The organism is Sandarakinorhabdus glacialis (assembly GCF_014643455.1).
In the GTDB taxonomy this organism is placed as follows: domain Bacteria; phylum Pseudomonadota; class Alphaproteobacteria; order Sphingomonadales; family Sphingomonadaceae; genus Sandarakinorhabdus; species Sandarakinorhabdus glacialis.
On sequence record NZ_BMJM01000004.1, the window covers coordinates 173,889 to 191,876 of the forward strand.

Here is a 17,988-nt window from a genome sequence, read left to right on the forward strand (position 1 = left end):
TTGTATAAAATAATGGATTCCCTATTCGGTGTATTGTTTTGATAACGTCACATTTTATGGAAGTGTAAAGTAGACCGACACTTTTGATTGTGTTCCCATAATGAGTAGCTATTCAGCTCTCTATTGGATTACACCGTTCGGTAGTCGCGCTTGAAGGCCGTAATTATTTCGTTTGGCGATGCATTTTTCGGTGAAATCTGGCCTGATGTGTTGCGCTGCGAATTTGGTAGAAGCAGCTTGTCGACGGTTTTGGGAGGATCTTGTTTTGGGCATTCGTTTGGCGTTCTCGGCGTTTATGCTGGCTGGTTGTGCGGTGCAGCCGTTGATGGGGGCGGCGGTGCTTGCCGCGACGGCGGCTGCGGGTAGCGCCGCGACGGCGGCTGCGGGTAGCGCCGCGACGGCGGCTACGGCGGCGGCTGTTGACAGCAAGGCCGAGGATGCACGGCTGGGTGCGTTTCTCGATGCGGCGTTCGATGCCAATACGGCGCTGAGCCCGGAGGCGCAGACGTCACTCGGGTCGAAGGCAAATTACGACAGGCTCGACGATTATACCGACGCCGTCGATGTGCGGCGGATGGCGTTGGCGGAGACGCAGCTGGCGGAGATGAAGGCGAAGTTCTCGCCCGACCGGCTGGGGCAGCAGGCGCGGCTGAGTTATCGCCTGTTCGAGACGCAGGTCGAGCGGGCGCGCCGGCAATATCCGTTCCGGACCTATGGCTTTCCGGTTTCGACGAACGGCAGCCCGGCGGGGGAATATCCCGGTGTTCCTCGCCAACGAGCACCGGATCGACAACGTTGCCGATGCAAAGGCTTATATTGCGCGGATCGGCGAGACCGAGCGGGTGATGCGCGAGGTGGCGCAGGTGATGCGCGGCCAGGCGGCGGCGGGAATCGTGCCGCCGAAGATGGTGTTCAAGCCGGCGCGCGAGGATGCGGCGAAGGTGATCACCGGGCGGCCGTTCACGGCTGGGCCCGACAGCATCGTGTTGGCGGATTTCAGGAAGAAGGTTGCGGCGCTCGAGGCGCCGGCGGCTGACAAGGCGAAATTGATCGCCGATGCGGAAGCGGCACTGTCGGGACCGTTCAGGCGCGGGTTCACGACATTGTTTGCAGCGCTCGACGAGATCGAGCCCAAGGCGAAGGGCAATGACGGGGCGTGGAGCCTGCCCAATGGCGCCGCCTATTATGATGCGCGGCTGGCGCAGAACACGACGACCGAACTGACGGCGGACCAGATCCACGCGATCGGGTTGGCGTAGGTGGCGAAAATCCGTGCCGAGATGGAGGCGGTAAAGACGCGAATCGGGTTCAAGGGGTCGCTCGAGGCGTTTTTCGACGCGGTGCGGACCAATCCCGAGTTCAAGTTTCCCAATACGGCGGCCGGGCGCGAGGAATATCTGACCAGGGCGCGGGCGGTTATTGCCAAGATGATGGCGGCGGCGCCGACGATGTTCCGGACCTTGCCCAAGGCGAAGCTGGAAGTGCGTGCCGTCGAGCCTTGGCGCGAGGGGACGGCTTCGGTGGCGTTTTATAATCGGCCGGCGCCGGATGGCTCGCGGCCGGGGATATTCTACGTCAACCTGGCCGACATGAACCAGGTGCAGAAGGTGCAGCTCGAGGGGATCGCCGTCCATGAGGGGGCGCCGGGGCATCATTTCCAGATCGCGCGGGCGCAGGAATTGCCGGGATTGCCCAAGTTCCGGCGGTTCGGCGGCTATAGTGCGTATAGCGAGGGCTGGGGGCTCTATACCGAGCGGCTGGCCAAGGAGATGGGGGCCTATGCCGATCCCGATGCCGAGTTCGGGATGCTGTCGTTGCAGATGTGGCGGGCGATCCGGCTGGTGACCGATACCGGGCTGCATTCGAAGCGGTGGACGCGCGAGCAGGCGATTGCGTTTTTCAAGGCGAATTCATCGCTGTCGCCGCTGGATATCGAGCGGGAGGTCAACCGGTACATCAACAATCCTGGGCAGGCGACGAGTTACATGATCGGGCAGCTGAAGATTGGGGAGTTGCGGGTCCGGGCACAGGCGGCGCTGGGGGACCGGTTCGATATCCGGGATTTTCATGAGGTGGTGCTGGGGAATGGGGCGGTGCCGCTGAATGTGCTCGAGGCGGAGGTGGATCGGTATGTTGCGGGGAAGCGGGATTAGGGGCTTTGGTCGAGGGGCGGTGCGTCCCTCAACTTCGCTCGGGATGAGCGGGGTTGGTGTTTGCCGCTGGGTGCATGATGGGATGGAAGGGACCCTCCCCCGACCCCTCCGTTGAAGAAGGGAGGGGAGAAGAAAGGCGGGGATTATTCGGGACGGCTTGGAGATGGGCCCCGGCCTTCGCCGGGGTGACGGGGGAGAGTAGGGGGTGACGGGGTAGAGTTGGGGGTGACGGGGTAGAGTTGGGGGTGAGGGGGACGAGCGGCTCTTCTCATTTCGGCGGCTAATCGCTACATCGGCTCGATGCGTGAAATTATCTTCGATACCGAAACGACCGGGATTTTTCCGGGGGACGGCCACCGGATCGTCGAGATCGGGGCGGTCGAGATGATCGGGAAGGTTTGCACGGGGCGGACGTTTCATACCTATCTCGATCCGTGCCGGCCGATGCCAAAGGACGCGCAGGCGGTGCACGGGCTGTCGAATGCGTTCCTGTCGGGGCAGCCGGTGTTCGAGATGGTGATTGACGAGTTCCTGGCGTTTATCGGCGACGATCCGCTCGTCGCGCATAATGCCGTGTTCGACATGGAGTTCGTCAATTGGGAGCTGAAGCGCGCCAATATGCCGGTGATTCCGCATTCGCGGGCGATCGATACGCTGGAGATGGCGCGGCGGAAGCATCCGGGGGGCAAGAATACGCTCGATGGGCTGTGTTCACGCTACAATGTCGATCTTTCGGCGCGGACCAAGCATGGCGCGCTGCTCGATGCCGAATTGCTGGCGCAGGTTTATGTCGAACTTTGCGGCGGCCGGCAGATCGGATTCGACCTCGCATCGCAGGCGGTTGTCGAGGTTTTCGAGGTGGAACGGGTCGAATTCGCCGTGCGTTCCCATGTGGCTACCCCCGAGGAACGGCAAAGGCATGACGCATTTGTATCCGGACTCAAGGACCCGCTCTGGCTACACTAGCCATTCTATCCCCAGTGCCGGGGCGGTCATTGACCGGATCGGAGCCGGGGCATAGAGCGACCGCCCGCCGATCGCGGGCACTTAGTGCAGGAGACACGCATGGACATTCGCATCTCGGGCCACCAGGTCGATACTGGCGCTGCCTTTTCCGCCCATGTCCGTGAACGGCTGGGCGCGATGATCGAGAAATATTTCCCGCGCGCCGTATCGGCGCATGTCACGCTGGGCGTGGCGCCTTATGGCCAGTTTTCGTGCGACATCGTCATGCACGTCATGGCGGACATCATCCTGAAGGGCGGCAACCGCGGCGAGACCGCGCACCTCGCCTTTGACGGTGCCGCCGAGCGGATCGACAAGCAGTTGCGCCGGTACATGCGCCGGTTGAAGGACCGCCATGGCCCGGGTGCCGACCGGGCGGCCGAGCGGGCGGTGAATGCTGTGCTCGACAATGCCGACTACAAGGTTTTTGCAGCGCCCGAGGATGCCGAGGCGGCCAACGACGATGCCGGCGACCATCCGCTGGTGATTGCCGAGACGCGGGTCGATATTCCCGAGACCAGCGTCGGCGATGCGGTGATGATGCTCGACCTGCGCAATACCAACGCGCTGCTGTTCGTCAATTCGATGAGCGGCGACCATAATATGGTCTATCGCCGCGAAGATGGCAGCATCGGCTGGGTCGAGCCCCGGAAAGCGGCGGCCAGTCAGGCCGTGGGATCTGCAGCATGAGTGGCCGGAATAAATGAACAACCTGACCGGCTTCGCCGACCTTGTCGGTGACACGTCGATAATGCTGGGGCTGGTCGTTGCCGACAAGGCAGGACTGTTGCAGGCGCTTGCCGAAAAGGCAGCGTCGGCGACGGGCCTGCCGGTGACGACGATCCTCGAACGGGTGCGCGAGCGCGAGACGCTGGGCGCGACCGGGTTCGGGCAGGGCGCGGCGATCCCGCATGCGCGGCTGGCCGGGCTGGAGGCGGTGACGGCGGTGGTGGCGCGGCTGGTGCGCGGGGTCGAGTATGGGGCGATCGATGGCGAGGCGGTCGATGTGGCGGTGCTGCTGGTGTCGCCCGAGGATGCGGGCGCCGACCATCTGAAGGCGTTGGCGCGGGTCAGCCGGGCGCTGCGAGATCATGACGTGCTGGGGGCGATCCGCGATGCCGAGGATGTCGCCGGGTTGCGGCGTGCCATCGGTCCGGACGCGACGCCGGGGCAACGCGCGGCTTGACGACTCGCTTGACAACTCCGCGGCTGGCGAGCGGCGTCAAGGTGTCGGCACTGTTGCGGCGGGTAAGCAGTGCCGGGGGTTTCGGGACGGTGCTGGCGCGCGGAGATGCAACGGCGGGGAGCATCGCGATCGTGACCCGCGAGGCGGGTGTCGACACGCTGTTGTCGGCAATGTTCGACATGAACAGCAAGTCGGGCGGCTATGAATGGGTGCCGGTGGCGGCGGCCGAGGCGATTCCGGGCTGGATCGAACGGGCGCGGCGAAACGATCCCGACCTTTGGGTAATCGAACTGGATATCGCGGACGCCGCACGGTTCGTCGCCGAAACATTAGGCAATGATTGACGCGGGACGCCGAGATACGCTTGGGAAGGGCATTGGTTGCACAGCCCTTGGGCGGGCTGTGCGAAGTTGACCGAAGCGGACCGGACCGGGCTTCAGCCCAGCCAGGGATGACGAAACTGCCGACGTATTTTGGGCAGCATCATCCGGAAGCGGACCCGGATATGGCCGTGCTCGATTGTGCATTGAATGTCGTTTGTTTTTCCTGTGATCGGCGCCGCGACGAAACGCCTGATCATGCTTGTTGCCGGCAGTGCATTGCTTCTTGCCGCCGGACAGGTGCCACCGGCCAATAACGATGCCGAAGCGCGCCAGACGATTTCCGATGACATCCTGGCACCGATGACCATCGCCGAAGTGACCGCCGCCAACGCCGCTCTTGCTGCCACGACCCCCGCCGACATCGCCGCCGCTGCTCGCGCCAATATCGTTGCCGCCAGCATCCCTGCCGATCTCGCGCCTGCCGATCTCGCAGTTGCCGACACGTCCGACCTCGACCGTCCCGCCAAGCTGGTGACGTTGATCGCATCGATGAGTGCCGATGAAGTTTCCCAGGACAGCGACATGCGCTGCCTCGCCACCGCGGTGTATTTTGAATCCCGCGGCGAGCCGCTCGAAGGCCAGCTCGCGGTTGCCCAGGCGATCATCAACCGCCTCGAATCGGGCCGTTATCCGACGACGGCGTGCGGTGTGATCAACCAGCCGCGCCAGTTCAGTTATGACCGGACCCGTTCGCCTCGGGCGGGCAGCGACTGGAAGACGGCGCAAGCCATTGCCAAAATCGCCATGCAGGACCTTTGGCGCGACGTGGCGCCGCGCGCGATGTCGTTTCATGCGACTTATGTCAGCCCCAATTGGCGCGGCAAGACGCGCGTTGCACAGATCGGCCGTCACGTCTTTTATCGGTAAACCTGCCTGGCAGGGGTTGATGTTCACAGTCTGTTCCGGATAATGTCGGCGGCATGAGCGATCGTGCCGACGAAATTGTGTCCGGACCGCTGATTTCATCCGATGTGCTGCGCGGAGTTTGCCGGCTGCTGGTGCGAGCCGGGGTGATGCCGCTGGCCGAAGTGCCGCTGGGCTGTGGCCGGCGGGCCGATATCGTCGGGATCGATACGCAGGGGCGGCTGACGCTGGTCGAGATCAAGGTCAGCCTGGCCGACCTGCGCGGTGACCGGAAATGGCCCGAATATCTAGATTATTGCGACCGGTTTTTTTGGGCGGTGCCGGCGGGGTTTCCGCTCGGGCTGTTCGAGACGGTGGATTTTGCGCCGGAACGGACGGGGCTGCTGGTGGCGGATCGCTATGATGCCGAGGAACTGCGGCCGGCGCCGTGGGTGCTGCTGGGTGCGGCGCGGCGGAAGGTGGAGACGCTGCGGTTTGCGCGGCGGGCGGCGGGGCGGATGATGGGGTTGCTCGATCCGGAGGGGGTGCGGACTTTCGAGGAATAGGGTCTTCGGCGGCTGGGGCCTTGGCCCCAGACCCGATATTGTTGGAGTGGGTGCGCGAAGAAGCTGGATCCCGGGTCAAGCCCGGGATGACAGTTGATTTCGCCTGAGGCCGTTTCTTTATCTGGGTGATCGCTTGGCGAGAATGCGTTGCAGGGTGCGCCGGTGCATCTTGAGGCGGCGGGCGGTTTCGGAGACGTTGCGGTCGCAGAGCTCGTAGATGCGCTGGATATGTTCCCAGCGGACGCGGTCGGCGGACATGGGTTCGGGAGGAGCTTCGGGGCGGGCGCCGGCTTCGGCGGAGAGGGCGCGGACGATGTCCTCGGGGTCGGCGGGCTTGGCGAGATAATCGACGGCGCCGGCTTTTACCGCGGCGACGGCGGTGGCGAGGTTGCCGTAGCCGGTGAGCATGACGATGCGGACGTCGGGCGACATGGCGCGAAGCTCGGCGACGAGATCGAGGCCGTTGCCATCTTCGAGGCGCATGTCGACGACGGCGTGGCCGGGTTTCATGCGAGCGGCTTCGACACGGGCCTCGGCGAGGCTGCCGACCGCAGTGACGGCGAAACCCTTGCGATTTAGCATGATCTGCAAGCGCTGGCGGAAGGGCGCGTCGTCGTCGACGAGGAGCAACGGCATCGGTACGGCTTCGAGGGCAGCTTCGGTGGGCGGGTTCTGGGTGGCGGTGGCCATGATGTTATTCCTCTTCCTGTGCCTCGATGTGCGAACGTGGCCAGCGGATATCGACCTGGGCGCCGCCGATGGGGCGATTGCGGAAGGCGAGGCGCCCGCCGGTTCGTTCAATCAGCGTGACGGCAATGAAGATGCCCAGACCTGTGCCGCCAGCACCTGAATGCGAAGGTCCGAGGTCGGGTTCCCCCAGGTGTGGAAGAACATCGGCCGGAAAGCCGGCGCCATCGTCGAGAATCGTGATGCAGACGTCGCCGACAGTCGCGGTGGCGCGGAGTTCAACCTCCGAACCAGCGTGGCGAACGGCGTTGGAGACGATGTTCTGCAGGCCGTGGAGAAGCTCGGGCGAGCGGCGGACAAGGGGTTGCGGCGAGGCGGCGGTGACGCGGATGGGGACGCGCGACGGGGCAACGTTATGGGCGACTTCATGGAGGAGAATGTCGAGGCCGAGGTTGGCGAAGGGGTCTTCGGCTTCGGCGCGGCGGGCGATGCGGACGAGGATGGCGCGGCTGCGGGCGGCTTCGGATTCCAGGAGGCGGATGTCGTCGCCGAATTCGGGATCGTCGCCGAGCTGATCGTAGAGGCTGCGGGCGATGAGGGTGATGGTGCCGAGCGGCCCGCCCAGTTCGTGTGCGGCGGCGGCGGCGAGGCTGCCCAGCGCCGACATCTTGGCTTCGCGGGTGAGTGCGGCTTCGGTGGCGATGAGGGCCTGGGCGCGGTCGCGGCCTTCGGCGGAGACCAGCCAGAGGTAGATGCCGAGAAAGCCCACCGCGAGCGCCAGGGCGACGGCGACGCCGAACAGATAGATGATGGGAAAATCGGGAGGCGGGCCGTCCCAGGGCAGCGGCCGGGCCCAGAGCCAGAGCACGACGATCACGGTGCCGGCGAGCGCGCCGAGAAAGGCCATGGCGCGGGCGCGCAGCAGCGTCGCGGCGATGGTGACCGGCACGATGAGCAGGACGGAGAAGGGGTTGGCAAGGCCGCCGGTAAGGAACAGCAGGACGCCGGCCTGGACGAGATCGAAGGCGAGGTGGAGGGCGAGGTCGCGGCCGTTGAGGCGGGCGTTGCGGCCGTAGAGCGTCATCAGGCCGATGTTGAGGACGGCGGAGGCGGCAACGGCAGCGATGAGCGAGGGCCAGAGCAGGGGGTAGTCGAGATAGAGGCCGACGAAGAGCAGCGTGACGAACTGCCCGGTGATGGCGATCCAGCGCAGATTGGCCAGCGTGCGGACACGAACGCCGGGGCGGTCGAACGCGGCAGCAGCGATCGAGGGACGTTCCATGTGGGTTATCTAGGCGATGCGCTGCGCTGCGGCCATGCGGCATAGAGGGCGGGGCAATGGCTGGTCCGCAGAGAAGCAGCTGGGTCCCGGGTCAAGCCCGGGATGACAGGATACGAAGTTAATTTTATAACGATGGGCCCTGCATCTGGCGGGGCTTGCGGACGGGAATGTCCTTGAACAGCTTGGCGATCTGGGTGGCGCGGGGGTCGTTTTCGGCAAGCGCGCGCGCCGAGGCGCCGCTGTTGTCGGTAAGGTCGGCACTGGCGCCAGCGTCGAGGAGCAGCTTGACCATGTTGCCGTCGCGGTTCTGGACGGCTTTCTGGAGGGCGGTTTCGCCGAGGCGGTTCTGGGCGTCGACCTGGGCCTTCACCTTGACGAAGACGTCGGCACCTTCGGACCAGCGGGACTGGGCGGCAAGCAGGAGCGGCGTGTTGCCTTCGCGGTCGCGGGCATCGCGGTTGGCGCCTTCCTGGAGCAGGAAGCCGACCCAGGCCAGGTCGGAGCGGCGGGTGGCGATATGGAGCGCGGTTTCGCCGGTATCGCTGTCGCGGGTGTTGATGAGATTGCCGGGTTTCTTGAGGATTTCCTGGGCTTTGGCGCCGTCCTTTTCCTTGACCGCCTTGAGGAAATTATAGCTGTCCGAAAATTGTGCCGCCGCGGGGGAAGCGGCGCCGATCAATGCGGTCAGGACCGCCATTTGCGCCATCCTGAAGCTCTTCATTATCCACCGCATCGACAAAAACCCTACTCCACCCTATCTCGGGACGATGACATTGCATAAGCCGGGCAACCTTCGATGAACAGTCGCAGACTGTGGCTGGCGATCGGCGCGGTGGTGCTGCTTGCCGGGCTGCTCGGCTGGATGCGCTTTACCGCGGCGCCCGACGGCAATCTGACCGGATCGAGCCTGGGCGGGTCGTTTTCGTTGGTGGACCAGGATGGCAAGACGGTGACCGAGGCGGATTTCGCCGGCAAATATCGCTTGATGTACTTCGGCTATACATTCTGTCCGGATATCTGCCCGACCGACGTAGCGCTGATCGCCAAGGGATTGAAGGCGTTCGAGGTCGCCCAGCCGGCACGGGCGGCGGACGTGCAGCCGATTTTCGTGACCGTCGATCCGGAGCGTGACGACCCCAAGGCGCTGAAGGCGTTTGTCGGGGCGTTTCATCCGCGGCTGATCGGGCTGGGCGGGATACCGGCGCAGGTCGATGCGGCGCGCAAGACTTTCGGTATCTATGCCAGGAAGGTCGAGACGGGTGATCCGAAGAATTATCTCGTCGATCATTTTGCGGTGATCTATCTGTTCGGACGGCAGGGTGAGCCGATTGCGTTCCTGCCGCACGGTGCGACTGCCGACGAGGTTGCGGTGATGCTGGAAACCTATGTCCGGTAACTCCCTGCCCACGCCGGAACGCCTACCCGAGCGGCCGTTCTGGGAAACCGTGCCGCTGAACCGGATGAGCCGGACGCAGTGGGAAAGCCTGTGCGATGGCTGCGGCAAATGCTGCGTCCACAAGCTTGAGGACGACGAGACCGGCAAGATCTATCCGACCAATGTGGCGTGCCGATTGCTCAACACGGCGACGGCGCTGTGCAAGGATTACCCCAACCGCAAGGCGCATGTGCCCGAGTGCGTGCGGCTGACGCCGGCCAAGCTCGACACGATCGACTGGCTGCCGGCGTCCTGCGGTTATATGCGGGTGCATCGCGGGCAGGGGTTGGCCGATTGGCATCCGTTGGTCTCGGGCGATCCGGACTCGGTGCACAAGGCGGGGATCTCGGTGCGCTACAAGACGGTCAGCGAGGACATGGCCGGCGACCTCGAGAACCATATCATCGAGGGTGAGCTCTGAACATCTTCCGCCGGGCCGAGTTGCCGGCGGAATTGACCGTGGCGGGGCGCGTGTTGCCGGTGATTGCCGAGCGGCGGCGCGGCGCGCGGGGAATAAGGTTGCGGGCAGACAGCGTACAGGGGGCGGTGCGGATCAGCCTGCCGGCGCGCGGCGGTGTCGCGGAGGCGCTGACCCTACTCGATCGGCACCGGGACTGGCTGGCGGCACAGGTGGCGGCGTGGCCGCGGGCGCTGCCGTTTGTGCCGGGAGCGATCATTCCGTTCAACGGCGCCGACCTGCATATCGATTGGCAGGCGTCGCATTCGCGCACGCCGTTGGTCGATGGCGACACGCTGCATATCGGCGGGCCGCGGGCGATGTTGCCTGGGCGGGTGCTGCGCTGGCTGCGGGCGACGGCGCTGATCGATGTCACCGTGGGTACGCACGAGATCGCGGCGCTGGTCGGACGGCCGGTGACGCAGGTGCGCATCGGCGATCCGCGCGCCCGGTGGGGAAGCTGTGCTTCGGGCGGGCGCATCGCCTATAGCTGGCGGCTGATCCTGGCGCCGCCGGAAATCCGCCGCAACGTCGTGGCGCACGAGGTGGCGCATCTGGTCCATGCCAACCACGGTCCCGACTTTCATGCGTTACTGGCGAGCCTCGATCCCAATGGTCGGGATTGCAAGCGCTGGCTGGCGCGGCATGGGGCCGGGCTGCACTGGGTTGGACGGGAGACGGCATGAGCAGCGAATGGACGGCGCAGGGCGCGCTCGAGCGGCGGCGGATCGCGATTATCGTCAACGCCAAGTCGCGGCGCGGGCGCAAATTGTTTGCCGCGGCGTGCGAGGGGCTGACGGCGCGGGGGTTCGAGGTGGCGGCGGCGCATGCGGTGCGGCATCCTCGAGATTTGTCGCGGGTGCTGGCGGAGACGATTGCCGCCGGGCATGACGTGATTGCCATCGGCGGCGGCGACGGGACGCTGGCGAGTGCGGCCGGGCGGATGGCGAAGAAGCCGCTGGTGATGGCGATCCTGCCGCTGGGCACGGCGAACAGTTTTGCGCGGACGCTGGGGATCGAGCCCGAGCTCGAGCCGGCGCTCGACGTGATCGCGACGGGGGACGTGGCGCGCGCCGACGTGGTCCGCATCGGCGACAGTTTTTTCATCAATTCGGCGACGATCGGCGTGCCGGCGCGGATTGCCGAGGATATTCCGCACGGGTTGAAGCGCTGGTTCGGGCGGTTCGGCTACCTGAGTTATGCCGTGGTCAAGTTTTTGAAGCTCGAGCCGTTCAAGGTGCGGATCAGCATTCCGGGGCAGCCGGATATTGTCGATGATGCGGTTGAGGTTCGCATCGGCAACGGGCCGTTCGTCGGCGGCCTGCGGGTCATCGACGGCGCCGACCCGGAAAGCAGCGACGTCATCATCCAGCTGGTGCGCGGGCGTTATGCGGCGGCGCTGGCGGGGGTTTGGGCGGCGAATTTGGCGGGGTGGCGACCGGGGCGTGGGCGGATTCGCGAAGTCCGGGCGTCGAATTTCACCCTGTCGTGTACGCCGGAGCAGCCGATTTCGGTCGATGGTGAAACGGGAACGTGTACGCCGGTGCTGGTGGCGGTCGAACCCTGGGCGGTGAATATCATTGTGCCGAAGGGGACGACTGCGGAGACGCGGGCTGAGCTGGAATTGCCGGAATTGCCCTGGGATGATGGGGCGGTTGTTGAGTGAGTTATTCGGGGAGGGGGGACACCCCCACCCGCCGCGCCAAGGGGCGCGAGTCGCCTCCCCCCTCTAGGGGGAGGACAAGGAGGCTAGAGGCCGGCTGCGGCCAGCATTGCCGAGGCGCCGCGTTCGGCTTCGTCGGAGGTGTGGCGGAGGAGGGCGAAGAGTTCGCGGCCGGTGCCCTGGGGTTGCGGGGGCGGGACAGCGGCGGTGCGGCCGGACAAGTCGGCGCTGGTGTGGAGGGTGCCGTCGACGGCGCAGAGGCGGACGATGTCGCCGTCCTGGAGGAGCGACAATGGCCCGCCGCCGAGTGCCTCGGGGCTGATATGGATGGCGGCGGGGACCTTGCCGCTGGCGCCGGACATGCGGCCGTCGGTGACGAGCGCGACCTTGAAGCCGCGATCCTGGAGGACGCCGAGCGCCGGGGTCAGCTTGTGGAGTTCGGGCATGCCGTTGGCGCGAGGGCCCTGGAAACGCACGACGACGATGACGTCCCGGTCGAGCTCGCCGGCCTTGAAGGCGGTGAGCACGTCGTTCTGTTCGTGGAAGACGCGCGCGGGGGCCTCGATGGTCCAACGCGTTTCGGCGACGGCGCTGGTCTTGAAGATGGCGCGGCCGAGGTTGCCCTTGACGAGGCGCATGCCGCCGTCGGGGGAGAAAGGCGTAGCGACCGGGGCGAGGACCGAGGCGTCGCCGCTCAGGGGAGGCAGTGGCTGCCAGTCGATGGTTTCGCCGACCTTGACGGGGGCAGTGGTCCATTCGGCGAAGCTGTTGCCGATAGTGAGGATGTCGGCGTGGGCGAGGCCGGCGCCGAGCAGCTCGCGGATGACGTAGCCCATGCCGCCGGCAGCCTCGAAGGCGTTCACGTCGGCGGCGCCGCTGGGATAGATGTTGCAGATGAGGGGGACGGCGCTCGATAGGCGGTCGAAATCTTCCCAGTCGATGATGATGCCGGCGGCGCGGGCGATGGCCGGCAGGTGGATGGCGTGGTTGGTGGAGCCGCCGGTGGCGAGCAGCCCGACGACGGCGTTGACGATGGCGCGTTCGTCGACGAGGTGCCCGAGCGGGCGGGGGTCGTCGCCGCCGGCGCCGATGGCGGCGAGGCGGTGGATGGCGGCGCGGGTGAGGCCGTTGCGCATGGCGTTGCCGGGATTGACGAAGCTCGAGCCCGGCAGCTGCAGCCCCATCATCTCGAGGAACATCTGGTTCGAATTGGCGGTGCCGTAGAAGGTGCAGGTGCCGGCACCGTGATAGGAGGCGGCCTCGGCATCGAGCAGCTCGGCCTGGGTGGCCTTGCCTTCGGCGAACAGCTGCCGGATGCGCTGTTTTTCCTTGTTGGCGAGGCCCGACGGCATTGGGCCGGCGGGGATGAAGACCGCGGGGAGATGGCCGAAGCGCAGCGCGCCGATGAGCAGGCCGGGGACGATCTTGTCGCAGATGCCGAGGAGCGCGACGCCTTCGAACATGGCGTGGGAGAGGGCGACGGCGGTGGCCATGGCGATGATGTCGCGGCTGCCGAGCGAGAGGTCCATGCCGGCTTGCCCCTGGGTGACGCCGTCGCACATGGCGGGGACGCCGCCGGCGACCTGTGCGGTGGCGCCGGCTTCGCGGGCGAAAAGCTTGATCTGCTCGGGGTATCGGCCATAGGGCTGATGCGCCGACAGCATGTCGTTATAGGCGGTGACGATGCCGATGTTCATCGCGGTGCCGGCGCGGATGACGGGCTTGTCGTCGCCGGATGCGGCGAAACCATGGGCGAGGTTGCCGCACGAAAGGCTGCCGCGGCGGGTGCCGGCCTCGCCTTCGCGGGTGATGAAATCAAGATAGATGCGGCGGCTGTCGCGCGAACGTTCGATGATGCGCGCCGTCACGGCGGCAACGACCGGGTGCAGGGCTGTCATTGAGGTCTCCTTGGAAGGAGTCTTCTAGCGCATGTGACCGGGTGACAAAGCCGCAAATCGCGTCATGATTCGAATAACGGCGCGCAAAAGCGTCGAATATCCTTGGGAGGCATGTATCGAACCCGCGGCTGCTGCAGCGCTGGCGCTCGACGAAGAGGCCGGAAGATTGATCGAGACGCCGCACGGGGTTGCGGTGGCGAGGCCTTCGACAAGGGCGGCGAATGCCTGGGCGCTGGCGCAGGCGACGCGCGATCCGTTCGTGATCATGATCTCGATCTATATTTTCGCGCCGTTTTACGTGACGCGGGTCATCGGCGATCCGGTGCTCGGGCAGACCCTGGTGGCATCGGCGAACAAATGGGGCGGGTGGTTCGTCATGCTGTCGGCGCCGCTTTTGGGGGCGATGATCGATCGGTTGGGGCCGAGGAAGCCGTGGCTGGCGGGCGTGGTGACGATGATGGTGCTGCTGACGGCGGCGTTGTGGTTCACGCCGGTGGGGGGCGGCGGGCTGCCGCCGGGGGCGGTGCTGGTGATCCTGGCGGCCATGACGGCGTTGTTTGCCTATCACGAGATGCTCCACAACGCGCTGCTGTTGCCGGCGGCGGGTATGGAGGGTGCGGGACGGGCATCGGGGCTGGCGCTGGCCGGCGGCAATGCCGTGTCGGTGCTGATGCTTGTCGGCGTGCTGTTCGCGTTCGCGTTGCCGGGCAAGGTCGACTGGAGCTGGTTGCCGGCGGTGCCGATGCTGGGGCTGAATGCGGCACTGGGCGAGCCGGACCGGATCCCGGCGTTGATCGTTGCGGTGGTGATGGGACTGGGGGCGATTCCGTTGTTTCGGCTGGTACCGGACATGGCGCGGACGGTGTTGAGCGTGCCGCAGGCGTTGCGGGCGGGAGCCGGCGATCTGGCGCGGCTGGTGCGCGAGGCGCGGGGGCATCGCAACCCGCTGGTCTTTCTGCTGGCGCGGATGATCTATACCGACGGGCTGACGGCGATCCTGGTGTTCGGCGGGCTGTATGCGGCGGGGCGGATGCAATGGGCGACGCTCGAGATGCTCGGCTATGGCATCATCCTGTCGCTTGCGGCGGTGGTCGGCGGGTTGCTGGCGGGGTGGCTCGACGATCGGATCGGGCCGAAGCTGGCGCTGAAGCTTGAGCTTTCGGTGTTGATGGTCATGCAGACGATGACGCTGGGCATGGCGCATGATCGCATCCTGTTCCGGCCGTGGGCGGGTACGCCGTTCTGGGACGGGCCGATGTTCACGACGCTGCCCGAAGTGGTGTTCCTGAGTATCGGCTGCGTGCTGGCGGTCTGTGTCTGCGCTGCCTATGCGTCGTCGCGGACGATGTTGACGCGGGTGGCACCGCCCGAAAAAATGGGCGTGTTTTTCGGGCTGTATGTGCTGTCGGGGAGCGCGACGATGTGGCTGGGGCCGCTGCTGATCGAGGCGGCGACGCGCGCCGGGGGGACGCAGGCGTGGGGCATGGCGCCGGTGGTCGGAATGCTGGCCGTGGGCCTGGTGGTGCTGATGTTCGTGAAGGGTGGCGGGCGGCTGGAGGCGGGGGGTTAGAAGCAGATAAGGGCTTCAGGCTTCGGGGTAGGCGCGGACGGCGGTCGGGACCAGCACGAGGGCGTCGCCGGCGACGAGGCCTTCGGGGGGCGCGGGGATGGTGGCTTCGATGATGGTGCCCGACGCGGTGGCGGTTTCGAGCGCGGCGTGGGCGCCGGTGCGGAGCATGCGGCGCAGGGTGACGGGGATGCCGGCGCTGCCGGGGGCGGCGATTTCGAATTCATGGGGACGAATGAAGGCGGTGGCGCTGCCGGCGGCCATGGCGGGGGCGCGGTTGGGCAGGCGGACGCCGCCGACGTCGATGGTGTCGCCGCCATCTGTGCTGCCGGCAATCGCGCGCGCCGCGACCCGGTTGGCACCGCCGAGGAAGTCGCAGACGAAGGCGGTGGCCGGGCGCTCCCAGAGCATCTCGGGGGTATCGATTTGTTCGATGCTGCCATGGTCCATGACAACGACGCGATCGGCGAGATCGAGGGCTTCGTCCTGGTCGTGGGTGACGAAAATCGAGGTCAAACCGGTGCGGTCATGGACTTCGCGCAGCCAGCGGCGGAGGTCCTTGCGGACCTTTGCGTCGAGAGCGCCGAAGGGTTCGTCGAGGAGCAGGATGCGGGGCTCGACGGCGAGGGCGCGGGCGAGGGCAACGCGCTGGCGTTGGCCGCCCGAAAGCTGGGCGGGGTAGCGGTCGCCGAGGTGGGGAAGCTGGACGAGTTCGAGAAGCTCGGCGACGCGGCGCTTGATTTCGGTGCGCGCGGGGCGGGTCTTGCCGGGGCGGACGGTCAGGCCGAAGCCGATGTTGTCGGCGACCGACATGTGCCGGAACAGGGCGTATTGCTGGAAGACGAAGCCGACCTGGCGATCGCGAGCGGCGCGGTTCGACATGTCCTCGCCGCCGATGCTGATGGTACCCGAATCGGGGAATTCGAGGCCGGCAAGGATGCGGAGGAGCGTGGTCTTGCCCGAGCCGGAGGGGCCGAGCAGGGCGAGGAATTCGCCTTCCTGGGCTTCGAGGCTGACGCCGTTCAAAGCGGTGAAGCCGCCGAACTGCTTGGTGACGTTGCTTGCCGAAACGCTCACTGTTTATGTTCCTCGCTCGCGCTCGGTCTTCTCAATTTTCCGCAAACGCTCAATGCCCTCTCCCCGCGAGTTGCCCGGCATAGCGCCATTCGAGCAGCGACTTCAGCAGCAGCGTCACCAGCGCCAGCCCGGCGAGGAGCGAGGCAACGGCGAAGGCTGCGGCGAAATTATACTCGTTGTAAAGAATCTCGATGTGGAGCGGCAGCGTGTTGGTCTTGCCGCGGATATGGCCCGAAACAACCGAGACGGCGCCGAATTCGCCCATGGCGCGGGCGTTGCAGAGCAGCACGCCATAGAGCAGCCCCCAGCGGATGTTGGGCAGGGTGACGTGCCAGAAGGTGCTGAGGCCAGAGGCGCCGAGCGAGAGTGCGGCTTCCTCCTCGTCGCGGCCCTGTTCCTGCATCAGCGGGATCAGCTCGCGCGCGACAAAGGGGAAGGTGACGAAGATGGTGGCGAGGACGAGGCCGGGGACGGCGAAGAGGATCTGGATGTCGTTGGCCTGCAGCCACGGCCCGAGCCAGCCCTGCATGCCGAACAGCAGCACATAGATCAGGCCGGCCACGACAGGCGAGACCGAGAATGGCAGGTCGATAAGGGTGACAAGGAAGGGCTTGAAGCGGAAATCGAACTTGGCGATTGCCCAGCTGGCGGACAGGCCGATGATGATGTTGAGCGGCACGGCGATGGCGGCGACGATCAATGTCAGCTTGAGTGCCGAGATGGCGTCGGGTTCGGCGATGGCGGCGGCATAGGCGGCGATGCCCTTGCGGAAGCCTTCGATGAACACTGCGGCGAGCGGCAGCGCAAGGTTGATGGCGAGGAAGCCGAGCGCCGCCGCGGTCAGGACCCAGCGCAGCCATCTTGGTTCGGCGGTCGCGGTTGCCGGCTTCATATGCCGCGGACCCGGCGTTGCCAACCCTGGACATAGTTGATCGCGAACAACAGCCCGAAGCTGATCACCAGCATGGTGGCGGCGATCGCGGTGGCGGCGGCGGTGTTGTATTGCTCGAGCTGGACGATAATCAGCAGCGGTGCGATTTCGGAGCGGAACGGCATGTTGCCGGCGATGAAGATGACCGAGCCATATTCGCCGACGCCGCGCGCAAAGGCCAATGCGCAGCCGGTCAGCAGCGCCGGCGATATGGCGGGCAGAATGACGCGGACGAAGGTTTGCCGACGGGAGGCGCCGAGCGAGGCGGCGGCTTCCTCGACGTCGGCGCCGAGATCGGCAAGCACGGGTTCGACAGTGCGGACGACGAACGGCAGGCCGACGAAGATCAGCGCGACAACGACGCCCAATGGCGTGAAGGCGATATCGATGCCGAGCGGCACCAGCCAGCGGCCGAGCCAGCCATTGGGGGCGTAGAGCGCGGTAAGGGCGATGCCGGCGACGGCGGTGGGCAGCGCGAACGGCAGGTCGACGAGCGCCGAGACGATTTTCTTGCCGAAGAAATCATAGCGGACGAGAACCCAGGCGGTGAGCAGCCCGAATACCGCGTTGATCGCGGCGGCAGCGGCGGCAGCGCCGAAGCTGAGGCGGTAGGCGGCAAGGGCGCGGCGCGAGAAGGCGGCGGCGACGAAGCCGTCCCAGCCCATGCCGGCCGAAGTGATGAACACCGCCGACAGCGGGATCAGCACGGTGATCGACAGCGCCAGCACGGTGATGCCCATCGTCAGCCCGAAGCCGGGGAGGATGGACGGCTGGCGCTGGAGAATTCCGCTGGTCACGCCAACCGCTTGCCGTGCCGGGGCCAAAGACGCAACTGCTGCGAAGACACAGGTTCCG

18 protein-coding genes and 1 pseudogene are annotated in these 17,988 nt (G+C 66.0%); 12 read left to right on the top strand and 7 right to left on the bottom strand.

Translation table 11 applies throughout. The features are described 5' to 3' along the window. Positions 1 to 325: 325 nt before the first annotated feature. The 7 genes and pseudogenes from IEW98_RS07445 to IEW98_RS07475 all read left to right on the top strand — a co-directional run bounded on the left by IEW98_RS07445 (position 326) and on the right by IEW98_RS07475 (position 6,136). A pseudogene (locus tag IEW98_RS07445) lies at positions 326 to 2,153 on the top strand (DUF885 domain-containing protein). Positions 2,154 to 2,444: 291 nt separating this feature from the next. Further along, the gene (dnaQ, locus tag IEW98_RS07450; protein WP_279380356.1) at positions 2,445 to 3,119 is read left to right on the top strand and encodes a DNA polymerase III subunit epsilon; all 675 of its coding nucleotides are present in this window, start codon (positions 2,445 to 2,447) and stop codon (positions 3,117 to 3,119) included. A 99-nt stretch (positions 3,120 to 3,218) separates the two neighbouring features. After that, entirely contained in the window at positions 3,219 to 3,848 is a 630-nt protein-coding gene (gene hpf, locus IEW98_RS07455; RefSeq protein WP_188762300.1) for a ribosome hibernation-promoting factor, HPF/YfiA family, read from the top strand. A gap of 13 nt (positions 3,849 to 3,861) precedes the next feature. Then, entirely contained in the window at positions 3,862 to 4,344 is a 483-nt protein-coding gene (locus IEW98_RS07460; RefSeq protein WP_188762301.1) for a PTS sugar transporter subunit IIA, read from the top strand. Positions 4,345 to 4,352: 8 nt separating this feature from the next. Next, positions 4,353 to 4,688 (top strand): DUF1491 family protein, encoded by a 336-nt coding sequence (locus tag IEW98_RS07465; RefSeq protein ID WP_188762302.1) that lies wholly within the window; start codon positions 4,353 to 4,355, stop codon positions 4,686 to 4,688. Between the two features lie 186 nt (positions 4,689 to 4,874). Then, the gene (locus IEW98_RS07470) at positions 4,875 to 5,594 is read left to right on the top strand and encodes a cell wall hydrolase (RefSeq protein WP_243450618.1); all 720 of its coding nucleotides are present in this window, start codon (positions 4,875 to 4,877) and stop codon (positions 5,592 to 5,594) included. A gap of 53 nt (positions 5,595 to 5,647) precedes the next feature. Next, positions 5,648 to 6,136: an MmcB family DNA repair protein gene (locus tag IEW98_RS07475; protein ID WP_188762303.1), complete on the top strand. Its 489-nt coding sequence runs from the start codon at positions 5,648 to 5,650 to the stop codon at positions 6,134 to 6,136. 117 nt (positions 6,137 to 6,253) lie between these two features. Here the strand turns inward: IEW98_RS07475 and IEW98_RS07480 are convergent, their stop codons facing one another. The 3 genes from IEW98_RS07480 to IEW98_RS07490 form a co-directional block, all read right to left on the bottom strand. Next, positions 6,254 to 6,826 (bottom strand): ActR/PrrA/RegA family redox response regulator transcription factor, encoded by a 573-nt coding sequence (locus tag IEW98_RS07480; RefSeq protein WP_188762304.1) that lies wholly within the window; start codon positions 6,824 to 6,826, stop codon positions 6,254 to 6,256. A 4-nt stretch (positions 6,827 to 6,830) separates the two neighbouring features. After that, a complete protein-coding gene (locus IEW98_RS07485) occupies positions 6,831 to 8,105 on the bottom strand; it encodes an ActS/PrrB/RegB family redox-sensitive histidine kinase (RefSeq protein WP_188762305.1) in 1,275 nt (424 codons plus the stop codon). 124 nt (positions 8,106 to 8,229) lie between these two features. Further along, on the bottom strand, positions 8,230 to 8,802 hold the full coding sequence (locus IEW98_RS07490; RefSeq protein ID WP_188762306.1) for an ankyrin repeat domain-containing protein: 573 nt from the start codon (positions 8,800 to 8,802) through the stop codon (positions 8,230 to 8,232). 99 nt (positions 8,803 to 8,901) lie between these two features. On the opposite strand from IEW98_RS07490, the gene IEW98_RS07495 reads away from it, so the two are divergent. From IEW98_RS07495 to IEW98_RS07510, 4 genes are read left to right on the top strand one after another with little or no spacing between them, the layout of a single operon-like run. After that, positions 8,902 to 9,501, top strand: coding sequence for an SCO family protein (locus tag IEW98_RS07495; protein ID WP_188762307.1), 600 nt, complete (start codon positions 8,902 to 8,904; stop codon positions 9,499 to 9,501). After that, a complete protein-coding gene (locus tag IEW98_RS07500) occupies positions 9,491 to 9,961 on the top strand; it encodes a YcgN family cysteine cluster protein (RefSeq protein WP_188762308.1) in 471 nt (156 codons plus the stop codon). The genes IEW98_RS07495 and IEW98_RS07500 overlap by 11 nt, the downstream gene beginning before the upstream one ends. 38 nt (positions 9,962 to 9,999) lie before the next feature. Further along, positions 10,000 to 10,683 carry a M48 family metallopeptidase gene (locus IEW98_RS07505; RefSeq protein WP_243450619.1) on the top strand — a complete coding sequence of 228 codons (684 nt, stop codon included), beginning with the start codon at positions 10,000 to 10,002 and terminating at the stop codon, positions 10,681 to 10,683. Then, positions 10,680 to 11,663, top strand: a complete 984-nt coding sequence (locus IEW98_RS07510; RefSeq protein WP_188762309.1) for a diacylglycerol/lipid kinase family protein — start codon at positions 10,680 to 10,682, stop codon at positions 11,661 to 11,663. The genes IEW98_RS07505 and IEW98_RS07510 overlap by 4 nt, the downstream gene beginning before the upstream one ends. Before the next feature lie 83 nt (positions 11,664 to 11,746). On the opposite strand, the gene edd is transcribed toward IEW98_RS07510, so the two are convergent. Then, positions 11,747 to 13,558, bottom strand: a complete 1,812-nt coding sequence (gene edd / locus IEW98_RS07515) for a phosphogluconate dehydratase (RefSeq protein WP_188762310.1) — start codon at positions 13,556 to 13,558, stop codon at positions 11,747 to 11,749. Between the two features lie 64 nt (positions 13,559 to 13,622). On the opposite strand from edd, the gene IEW98_RS07520 reads away from it, so the two are divergent. After that, entirely contained in the window at positions 13,623 to 15,128 is a 1,506-nt protein-coding gene (locus IEW98_RS07520) for an MFS transporter (RefSeq protein WP_188762311.1), read from the top strand. A 15-nt stretch (positions 15,129 to 15,143) separates the two neighbouring features. On the opposite strand, the gene IEW98_RS07525 is transcribed toward IEW98_RS07520, so the two are convergent. Genes IEW98_RS07525 through cysT form a run of 3 tightly spaced genes read right to left on the bottom strand, consistent with a single transcriptional unit; the run spans position 15,144 to position 17,930 of the window. Continuing rightward, complete coding sequence (locus IEW98_RS07525) at positions 15,144 to 16,202, bottom strand: sulfate/molybdate ABC transporter ATP-binding protein (RefSeq protein ID WP_188762312.1); 1,059 nt, start codon at positions 16,200 to 16,202, stop codon at positions 15,144 to 15,146. A gap of 49 nt (positions 16,203 to 16,251) precedes the next feature. Continuing rightward, the gene (gene cysW, locus IEW98_RS07530) at positions 16,252 to 17,094 is read right to left on the bottom strand and encodes a sulfate ABC transporter permease subunit CysW (RefSeq protein WP_188762313.1); all 843 of its coding nucleotides are present in this window, start codon (positions 17,092 to 17,094) and stop codon (positions 16,252 to 16,254) included. Further along, positions 17,091 to 17,930, bottom strand: coding sequence for a sulfate ABC transporter permease subunit CysT (gene cysT, locus IEW98_RS07535; RefSeq protein ID WP_243450620.1), 840 nt, complete (start codon positions 17,928 to 17,930; stop codon positions 17,091 to 17,093). The genes cysW and cysT overlap by 4 nt, the downstream gene beginning before the upstream one ends. Between the last annotated feature and the right edge of the window lie 58 nt (positions 17,931 to 17,988).

Bases quoted from the DNA above. Each gene is read 5' to 3' on its own strand.
- IEW98_RS07470 (WP_243450618.1), top strand. From the start codon at position 4,875: ATGTCGTTTGTTTTTCCTGTGATCGGCGCCGCGACGAAACGCCTGATC.
- hpf (WP_188762300.1), top strand. From the start codon at position 3,219: ATGGACATTCGCATCTCGGGCCACCAGGTCGATACTGGCGCTGCCTTT.
- IEW98_RS07460 (WP_188762301.1), top strand. From the start codon at position 3,862: ATGAACAACCTGACCGGCTTCGCCGACCTTGTCGGTGACACGTCGATA.
- IEW98_RS07490 (WP_188762306.1), bottom strand. From the start codon at position 8,802: ATGGCGGTCCTGACCGCATTGATCGGCGCCGCTTCCCCCGCGGCGGCA.
- IEW98_RS07520 (WP_188762311.1), top strand. From the start codon at position 13,623: ATGATTCGAATAACGGCGCGCAAAAGCGTCGAATATCCTTGGGAGGCA.
- IEW98_RS07500 (WP_188762308.1), top strand. From the start codon at position 9,491: ATGTCCGGTAACTCCCTGCCCACGCCGGAACGCCTACCCGAGCGGCCG.
- cysW (WP_188762313.1), bottom strand. From the start codon at position 17,094: ATGAAGCCGGCAACCGCGACCGCCGAACCAAGATGGCTGCGCTGGGTC.
- IEW98_RS07495 (WP_188762307.1), top strand. From the start codon at position 8,902: ATGAACAGTCGCAGACTGTGGCTGGCGATCGGCGCGGTGGTGCTGCTT.
- IEW98_RS07485 (WP_188762305.1), bottom strand. From the start codon at position 8,105: ATGGAACGTCCCTCGATCGCTGCTGCCGCGTTCGACCGCCCCGGCGTT.
- IEW98_RS07480 (WP_188762304.1), bottom strand. From the start codon at position 6,826: ATGGCCACCGCCACCCAGAACCCGCCCACCGAAGCTGCCCTCGAAGCC.
- edd (WP_188762310.1), bottom strand. From the start codon at position 13,558: ATGACAGCCCTGCACCCGGTCGTTGCCGCCGTGACGGCGCGCATCATC.
- IEW98_RS07510 (WP_188762309.1), top strand. From the start codon at position 10,680: ATGAGCAGCGAATGGACGGCGCAGGGCGCGCTCGAGCGGCGGCGGATC.
- IEW98_RS07475 (WP_188762303.1), top strand. From the start codon at position 5,648: ATGAGCGATCGTGCCGACGAAATTGTGTCCGGACCGCTGATTTCATCC.